Source organism: Ruminococcus sp., assembly GCF_017650195.1.
Taxonomy (GTDB): Bacteria; Bacillota; Clostridia; order Oscillospirales; family Ruminococcaceae; genus Ruminococcus.
Window position 1 is genome coordinate 1 of record NZ_JAGCFH010000069.1, and the last position, 8993, is coordinate 8993.

Here is an 8993-nt window from a genome sequence, read left to right on the forward strand (position 1 = left end):
ATTTTGATGAGTTATCCTTGGTGAGAAATTAATCCCTCTTGAAGCAGCAAGAAGCTCTGTAAAACGGCTTATGCTGTCAAAAGTAAGGTAAGGAGATACGCCAGTCTCGTCCAGTATCTGCATAGCCAGATTTGTATTGACTATAAGTTCGTTTTTTGCTTCGGAGGAGATTTCCATCGCAGCCGATATCTCATTAACGAATGTACTGTAAAAGAAGCTGTTGTCAAATATCTTCTCAGCATGATTATATTCGATAACTCTGACACTGCAAAGCTTTTTCGCTTCTTCTATGAAACCATTTAATTTATCTGAATTATCAACTATAAGTCCCATTTTGAAAAGCTGATATTCTGTACCGTTTTCCTGAGAGCTTATATATGAAATATTGAAGCTATGTGCGCTTATGAGCTCAAGTATTGAAGTAACACTTCCTGGTTCATCTTTCAGACGGAATTCAAGCAGCATTACGCTGCGGTTATCATCGTCACACCGGAGGTAGCCAATAGCTGAAAGCTCTTCGGAAGCTTTTGAAAGCTGCTGAGGAGTTCCCTCTGCATCAATAAACAGCATATGGGAATCCACAGCTTTGTTATAGCTTACTCTCGTAATATTTACACCGAGTGAAGCAAAACATTTGCTTGCCTTTAGAAATGCCCCTATATGATTCGGCATTTTCGTTACGAAAGTCTTGTTCATTATTTTTTGTACTTTGCGTTATCCATTTCACGGATAGCAGCACGGCGTATTTTTCCGCTTCCGACAGTCTTTGGCAGCTCGGGAACGAACTCGATAACTCTCGGATACTTGTAAGGCGCAGTACGCTCCTTGACATAATCCTTGATCTCTCTTACCAGTTCTTCTGATCCTGTCTTATCTTTTGTGAGTACGATAGTAGCCTTTACTACCTGTCCGCGGATCTCGTCCGGAACGCCTGTTACTGCGCATTCAAGCACGTAGGGGAGCTCCATGAGTACGCTTTCGATCTCAAAGGGTCCGATACGGTAGCCCGAGGACTTGATAACGTCATCGACTCTGCCGACGTACCAAAAGTAACCGTCCTCATCCACCCATGCAGTATCGCCTGTGTGGTAGTAGCCTTCGCGCCATGTCTCAGCAGTGTTTTCTTCATCGCCGTAGTAGCAGAGTGCAAGTCCGGGAACGCCGTAGCCAACAGCACTGCTGTCCTTGAGCTTTATACATATCTCGCCTGTTTCACCAACACCTGCAGGAGTACCGTCAGGGAGAAGCACCTGTACGTCATACTGTGGATTTGGCTTGCCCATGCTGCCCGGCTTAGGCTCCATACCAACAACGTTTGCGATCGTAAGAGTTGTCTCGGTCTGACCGAAGCCCTCCATGAGCTTGATGCCTGTTGCTTTGTAGAACTGGTGGAATACTTCAGGGTTGAGTGCTTCACCAGCAATGCAGGCATATTTAAGAGATGAAAGATCGTATTTTGAAAGATCTTCCTTGATGAAGAAACGATACATTGTAGGAGGTGCGCAGAATGATGTTACATTATACTTCTTGAACATAGGAAGGATATCATCTGCGTGGAAACGCTCGAAATCATATACGAATACAGCAACTTCATTCATCCACTGACCGTAAAGCTTGCCCCAGAGAGCCTTGCCCCAGCCTGTATCTGAGATAGTGAAGTGGAGACCGTTAGGGTCGGCATTCTGCCAGTAACGGGCAGTTACATAGTGACCGAGAGGATACTGATAGCTGTGGAGAACGAGTTTCGGATTGCCTGATGTACCCGAGCTGAAGAAGATGAGCATAGGATCGGTGCCGCATGGAGTATCGGCAGTACGCTCAAAATGAGTGCTGTATGCAGGGAGCTCCTCGTTGAAATCGTGCCAGCCCTCACGATGACCGTTTACGAGTATCTTGGTCTTAAGTGAAGGAGAAACAGCGCAAGCCTTATCGACTTCATCTGCAACATCGCCGTCAAATGTACATACGATAGCAGATACCTCCGCAGAATTAAAGCGATACTCCAGATCGTGCTCTTTTAGCATATTGGATGCAGGGATAACAAGTGCGCCAATACGGTGAAGTGCAATTATGGAGAACCAGAACTGATAGTGACGTTTAAGGATAAGCATAACTCTGTCACCCTTTTTAATACCGAGTGACTTGAAATAGTTTGCAGTCTGGCAGGAATATTTCTTTATATCTTTGAAAGTGAACTTTCTCTCATTATGATCTACGTCAACATAGATCATAGCAATTTTATCAGGACATTTTTCTGCCATTGCATCAACGATATCATATGCAAAGTTGAACTTATCCTCATTTACGAATTGAACGCCGCTGAGGATTCCATTCTCATCAGTCTCGCATTTTACAAACTTTTCTGACACAGGATTCAGAAGACCAGCTTTATCAACATTTGTAAGATGATGTTCAGCAATATGTTCACGGAATTCGGTCATTCCTGTTGTACCACGCGGAGCCATAACGAAAGCGTAAATTTCGCAGTCTTCGCCACCAAGAGCGACCTCATCATGTGGCATTGAGCTGTCATAGTATATACAGTCACCTTCGTGGAGTATCTCTGTATGTGAACCAACTGTCATGCGTACAGTACCCTTTAAAACTATATCCATTTCCTGTCCGGCGTGGCTTGCCATATGCAGAGGCTGTGAAAGAGCTTCCTCTGAATATGGGATAACTACATGGAATGGTTCAACGATCTTATTTTTAAATTTTGATGCAAGGCGGTTGTAGGCAAATCCCTTTCTGCGGACGATTGGCAAGCCCTCACCTTTACGGGTAACTGTATAGCCGCTCAGCTCAGGGCTGCTTCCTTCCATGAGGTCAGTGATGTCGACATTAAAGGTGTTAGCACATTTGTAGATGAACGTGAAACTAAAATCCTGTTCACCTGATTCGTATTTTTTGTAGTCCTCAACGGAGTATCCTGTATTTGCAGCCATTTCTTCGACTGAAATACCGAGGTCTTCACGCAGATTTGAAATACGCTCTGCGACCTCTCTGATTTTTACTTCTGCATTCTGTAATTCCGTCATTTTGTTCATAATAATCTCTCCTTTTAAAATTTGATACTGGAAAATGAAACGGTCGCAGAAAAATACTGCCGCTGTCTTTGCCGCGAAAAACAAAAAACTCGTCTCAAAGATAAATACTTTGAGACGAGTATCATGATCTGATTACCCGCGGTACCACTCAAATTGTGCCGCTATTGCGTAACACCACTTCAGACTCCAGCAAGTCCTATTCATTCACGCAGAATCACGGGAACGCTTACTGAAATTTTCGGCATTCCGGCTCAGAAGGGATACATAGTATTGCATATCACCGACTCACACCGACCGTCGGCTCTCTGTAGACATAGGCAATCCTCTGCTTGTCTTCCTCATAGCTTATGTTCTGGATTATATCATAGAAAGATTCGTTTGTCAATACCTTTTTGAAAAATTATTTTTTAATTATTGTGAAACTTTGTTTAATTAAAATACTAAAAGCCTGCTGTCAGAAAGTTGAATTTGTTCTCTAAACTTTATTCTATAGCTGTAATTTGATATTTTGTAAGTTGTTTTGAGGCTTTTCGATCAGGCTACTTTTTAACTTGACAAAACTTCGCCAAATGGTTATAATATTTATGAAATATACATTAGGGTTTAAAATGTATTTCAAAATATGTATTATTTGGAGGTATTTATGTTATTTAAAAAGCTAACCGCATCACTGTTAGTATGCTGTTCTCTTTCAGCTGCTGTTTTCACACCATTCAGAACTAATTTGAATGAACTGACAATTGGCAATTCCATAATGGCTGAAGCTGCTGAAATGCATACACCCACTACCTGCGCACTTATTAGGGACTCCTCTGAGAAAGATCGCATAATATTACAGGGAAAGCAATACTTTTCTCCAAACGGGAAGTATTATGTCATATTTGAAAGCAACGGACATCTTGTTGTATATGATCAGAATGACAATAAAAAGTGGATTTCAGACTCAGAAGATAATTATAATGCATCTTGTACTCTGAAAGAAAACGGAGATCTTGTGATATACAGATCAGACGGCTCAAAAGCGTGGAGCTCCAAAACAGAGAATAACAAAAACGCCTCTCTTTACATCAGTGATGAAGGTGAAATATTTATTTACTCTGATGAGACAGAAGCCTGCACTTTTTCAAGTAGAAACAATCTGGGATACCGTTCGTATTATACTGCCGTTACTGATTTTTCAAAAACCGATATCGTTTTAGAGGAGGGTATCGCTTACTCTTCTCCCAATCAGAAATATTTTGTTGAATTTCAAAGAGACGGAGACCTTGTGGTGTCTGATTACGGGCTTGATATATTGTGGAGATCCGGAACTGCCAATATCGGTAAAAAGTGTGTTATGAAAAGCAATGGACAGCTTGTTATCTACAAGGAAGACGGCTCAGAAGCATGGAGCACCCATGCTGTACAGGATGACATTTCAGGGGACACAGCCCTTTATCTCAGCAATAAAGGTGAGCTTTGCATCTACTCATTATCAAATGGTGAGTTTACATTTTCAAGTCAGGGAATAATCGCAAATTCCGCTGTACGTGATGTAGAGCTGATATGTGAAAAACGTTATTACTCATCGAACATGGAATTTTTCGCAATATTCCAGAATGATGGAAACCTCGTTGTATATGACAAGAATTATAATCCGAGGTGGAACTCCGGAACGCAATATACCGGCAAAAAATGTGTTATGAAATCCAACGGCAATCTTGTGATCTGTAATTCAGTTGGAGAGACTGTTTGGAGCTCAAAATCATTCGAAAATAAAAATTCGGTACTCTATATTTCTGATACCGGCAGGCTTTGTATTTACTCTAATTCAAAAAAGAGATACGCCTACATATCCAATTCCAAGATTTCGATCCCTGATGAAAATATCCGGATATCTGAACGTGAGGCAGGCAAAATTGACTGGACAGAAGGAGCCGAGAATTATTATACAAAGTATAATGCAGGCACAAAATCCACATTTTACTGTACCAGTCTCTCCAAATTCGGTCAGAGCAGCCTTATGCTGAGACAAGTCAGCTTAAGTGCTGAAATATCAGTTTACAATATGTCTGAAGAAGAACTCAGAAAGCATTTCAGCTTTTTTGTTAAGTTTATGTACAATGGCGAAACAGGAAATGAAAGGAATCTGAGAACTGAAACAGATTGCCTGAAAATTGAAAAACCGAATGAAAACAGTGCAAACGGTATGATCACTTACAGGCTTACCGAAAAAAATGTCCCATGTTTTGGCGACAAAGCGAATTTTGGTATCAAAACAGTTGAAACCGATTCACGAATAGATTTTAACATTTCATACTTCCATATCGTCAGCACAGACAGCAGAATGGATAAATATGATGTATACTGCGACAACGGTGAAAACCTACATATTACAATGAAGTATAATTTCTTTTCTGATGATGAAAGGGAAACATGGCTGAGAACAATGAGCCGTCTTGTCAACAGTTTATCTGACATTACGGGAGTCAGAAGAAAAGATATTTATATTTTTGAATATGCTGATGCTTTATGTGATAATCCCTGCAAATATGAAGGCATGATACCGGGCGGTGTATATCCTGCAGTAATGGTACCGTCTGATAAATATGAGGAAACTTGCATGGATGTTCAGAATTCTATATACGTTCATCCGGATTCTATACATCTTCTTTATCTTCATGAATTGTCTCACTGCTACGCTGTAGGCAAAAATTTTGACTCTACCTTTAGCTGTAACCTTGATGACGGTAATACAAACATTCGAGGCATAACAGCTATGCAGAACTGTGAGCAGTTAGGATCTTCTATTCTTTATGCGGATAACGTAACTAAGGAGTCTGAGCTCGGAAATTATACTGTTGCAGCAAGAAATCTGGCTGATACTAAATGCAATGAGACGGTCAATTTCAGGATAATAAATACTTTTGCAAACTATATTGAAAAATATAACGATTATGGCTGGGCATTACTTGAAAAATACTTTGAAGGCGGAGATACTATTTTCAATGCAAATTTGTATTCAAGTGATGTACAAAAAATAATCATTGATAAACTCAAAGGATCTGAAAAAATATCACAGGAGGACAAGTACAAATGTGATGAACTTTGCAGTGATTCATTTAAATTCATGAATACACTTCAATTCTTACAGCAGAATGCCCCCGAGTATACCTATAGAAATGCAAATGACGGAATGATAAATTTCATTGATGATTTTGTAAACTATGATAAGGGTGACCACAAATATGCAGATGCATTTGTAGATTACTTTGAAAGAGTTGAAAAAAATATGCGCAATATATAAGATAAATGGAAAACAGGACATTATCTTGTAAAAAGTGAATGCGTCTCGTAATTTAAATTTTGATTTTTGTGAAAAGAGTTTAAGATTTGTGCAATAAAATATTCAGTAGTATTTAAAAGCTTAGCATAAAATGATATGATATAGACACAGTCAAACAACTTAGAAAAGAGTAACTTGCATTGAGTGTACATAGAGGGTATAGGATATTTCATGCAGTTGATATGTTTATTGCCATCGGTCACTGTTATAGTATGTTTTCCGACTAAATTACAAAGCTGTTGAAGCGATAAAAGTCGAGGTATCATGGGGCTTGAAAATACTTGAGAAGTTTGATATACTGTACAATAGAAAAAATATGCAGAGCCGCTGTGATTATCCACAGCGGCTTTTGTTATGTCCTGAGTTAGTATTCGATGTGCGTGAAGGGTCTTTGCTTAATTTCATTTTGCTGCATATCTAACTTCCGTTTCCCTTACTTTGATTATACAGCTCGGCTACCGATATAAGAAAAACATCAGAGAATCATACTTTACGAACTGCCATTTTTTTCGGTATCGATGTAACGCTCATTCAAAAAAAACAAGTTCTACGTCCTTGTTATACCAAGCAAAGTACTGCTCAAGCATTGCAGATATTGTTGCACTTCAGAAATGGCTGCTTGCTGTTCCTGATATAAAGCTTGAAAACTGGAAAGCAGCTGACCTGTGCGAAGATGATAAACTTGATGTGTTTGATCTTGTTCTTATGAGGCGCTTGATAATAAATGTAACAGCCTAAAAATCGAGGAACGCTGTGTGATATGGCGTTCCTTTTGGTTCACATTATTTGCTTGAAAGTGCAACTCATAAGTGCTATAATGATAAAAAATGCTGAAGGGGGAAGTTAAATGAACTATGAAGAAATTCTACACAGCGGTATGATCTACCATCCTGGCGAGGAAAATCTCGCAAAGGAACAGCTGCGTAGGCTCGATATGCTATTTGAGTATAATGCGCTGAAACCGAGTCAACAGTCAGAGAAGACAGCATTGCTGAAGGAGATGTTTGCGGAGATAGGGGAGAATGTCTATATTGAAACACCGTTCCATTCAAATTTCGGAGGCATGAACGTGCATTTCGGGCATACGATCTATGCTAATTTCAACCTGACGCTCGTGGACGATACGCATATCTATGTCGGCAGCTATACAATGTTCGGTCCAAATGTGACAGTTGCAACAGCATCTCACCCCATTTCTCCTGAACACAGAAAACAGGATTATCAGTACAATAAGCCTGTCCGTATTGGAGAGAACTGCTGGATAGGTGCAGGTGTTATCATTCTTCCTGGAGTTACGATCGGTGACAATACTGTTGTTGGTGCAGGCAGTGTCGTAACAAAGGATATCCCTGCAAATGTGGTCGCTGTCGGAAATCCCTGTCGTGTACTCAGAGAGGTAAACGACGATGACAGGCATCTCATCTCCCACGGCAGACAGATGGAGATTGCAGAACAATGAATAGGAATGAAGATCTTTCGGAGAATTTGAATTATACAACGCCGGAACTGCCAATTCTGACATCGGACGAGCATTTGTCAGAGCTTCCGACTTTCCGTGAGCTGATGCACTGGCACGATGATTACAAGTTCATCCTTGTGACAAAGGGGGGTGGACTTTGATGTAAACGGCGAAATACTGCACATCAAGCAGAATGAGGTGCTTTTTGTCAATTCAGGGAGGCTGCATTTCGGATATTCCGAAAAGAAAGAGGAAGTACTGTTCGAGCTTGTTATCGTATCACCAGAACTAATTCGCAATGAGTTCAATACGGCGGCACTTGATGCTGTCAGCAGTCAAAGCAATCGCCTAGAATCTGCATGGTATGTACGACATTCATTGCAATATAAGTTTCTAATAAAAAACTCTATCACCTTATCAAATTCCGATTTTGATTCATGGAACGTTTTTCTTTGAACCTGTCCTGCTCAGATGTCCATCCTGAATAGCTGCAACTGTTGCCAAAATACTGACGATAGCTCCACTATATTTCAGATCAATGAATGATAGTGTCAGTGGCAGGAGAAACAGGAATAAACCTGTCAATTTATTCATTACAGTATGCAAAGCAACGATCTCTTTTCGGACGACATATCCTGTAATCAGATTAGCCGTCTTGATCATAGCAATTAAAATGATCCATACCACGAGCCAACTTGGTATGTGAATAACCGGAATCAGCTTTATCAGGCAGACGACTACCATAACAAGATCAGCAACAGTATCCAGCTTCGAGCCAAATTTACTGACGGTTCCGGTTTCCCTCGCAACGGTACCGTCAATCATGTCTGTGATTCCTGCAGCAATATAAAGAATGATAAATATATGAGAGAGCGGTTTTAGAAACAGTAACGCAATGCTGAATACGATTCTAAGACTTGTGATAAGATTTGCAAAATATTTTTTCATTGTATATATACATACAGCCTGCCATTATCACATCGCTCAAATATTCCCACCAAGAAAGGCTCGTCAAAAAAGACCGTCAATGTTCCTTCCATGTTCTGTTCACTAAATCAGTAGTACTGATGATATAAGCCATTGCACATTCCTCAGCCTTTTCGGAGTATGTGTGACCGCTTTTTTCTGCAACAGCTCTTGCAAGCCTTGCAAACAGTCTGTG

8 protein-coding genes, 1 pseudogene and 1 other annotated feature are annotated in these 8993 nt (G+C 40.3%); of the genes and pseudogenes, 5 read left to right on the forward strand and 4 right to left on the reverse strand.

Features of this window, described 5'->3' with window-relative positions; genetic code table 11:
* A pseudogene (locus J6U00_RS02805) lies at positions 1 to 696 on the reverse strand (Zn-dependent hydrolase); the annotation flags it as partial.
* Entirely contained in the window at positions 696 to 3038 is a 2343-nt protein-coding gene (locus J6U00_RS02810; protein WP_296578576.1) for an AMP-binding protein, read from the reverse strand. The gene J6U00_RS02810 and the pseudogene J6U00_RS02805, both read right to left, overlap by 1 nt.
* A 116-nt stretch (positions 3039 to 3154) precedes the next feature.
* Positions 3155 to 3398, reverse strand: a binding site (T-box leader).
* A 292-nt stretch (positions 3399 to 3690) separates the two neighbouring features.
* On the opposite strand from J6U00_RS02810, the gene J6U00_RS02815 reads away from it, so the two are divergent.
* The 5 genes from J6U00_RS02815 (at position 3691) to J6U00_RS02835 (ending at position 8287) form a co-directional block, all read left to right on the forward strand.
* Positions 3691 to 6333, forward strand: coding sequence for a hypothetical protein (locus J6U00_RS02815; protein ID WP_296578555.1), 2643 nt, complete (start codon positions 3691 to 3693; stop codon positions 6331 to 6333).
* Between the two features lie 594 nt (positions 6334 to 6927).
* Positions 6928 to 7110: a hypothetical protein gene (locus tag J6U00_RS02820; RefSeq protein ID WP_296578558.1), complete on the forward strand. Its 183-nt coding sequence runs from the start codon at positions 6928 to 6930 to the stop codon at positions 7108 to 7110.
* 109 nt (positions 7111 to 7219) lie between these two features.
* Positions 7220 to 7831 (forward strand): sugar O-acetyltransferase, encoded by a 612-nt coding sequence (locus J6U00_RS02825; RefSeq protein WP_296578561.1) that lies wholly within the window; start codon positions 7220 to 7222, stop codon positions 7829 to 7831.
* The gene (locus tag J6U00_RS02830; RefSeq protein ID WP_296578565.1) at positions 7828 to 7992 is read left to right on the forward strand and encodes a hypothetical protein; all 165 of its coding nucleotides are present in this window, start codon (positions 7828 to 7830) and stop codon (positions 7990 to 7992) included. The genes J6U00_RS02825 and J6U00_RS02830 overlap by 4 nt, the downstream gene beginning before the upstream one ends.
* Positions 7982 to 8287, forward strand: a complete 306-nt coding sequence (locus tag J6U00_RS02835) for a hypothetical protein (RefSeq protein WP_296578570.1) — start codon at positions 7982 to 7984, stop codon at positions 8285 to 8287. The genes J6U00_RS02830 and J6U00_RS02835 overlap by 11 nt, the downstream gene beginning before the upstream one ends.
* On the opposite strand, the gene J6U00_RS02840 is transcribed toward J6U00_RS02835, so the two are convergent.
* Positions 8267 to 8779 carry a CDP-alcohol phosphatidyltransferase family protein gene (locus J6U00_RS02840; protein WP_296578573.1) on the reverse strand — a complete coding sequence of 171 codons (513 nt, stop codon included), beginning with the start codon at positions 8777 to 8779 and terminating at the stop codon, positions 8267 to 8269. The genes J6U00_RS02835 and J6U00_RS02840 overlap by 21 nt on opposite strands.
* Entirely contained in the window at positions 8776 to 8871 is a 96-nt protein-coding gene (locus J6U00_RS15150) for a DUF2992 family protein (RefSeq protein ID WP_365717895.1), read from the reverse strand. Before J6U00_RS15150 ends, J6U00_RS02840 begins: the two co-directional genes overlap by 4 nt.
* Positions 8872 to 8993 lie beyond the last annotated feature (122 nt).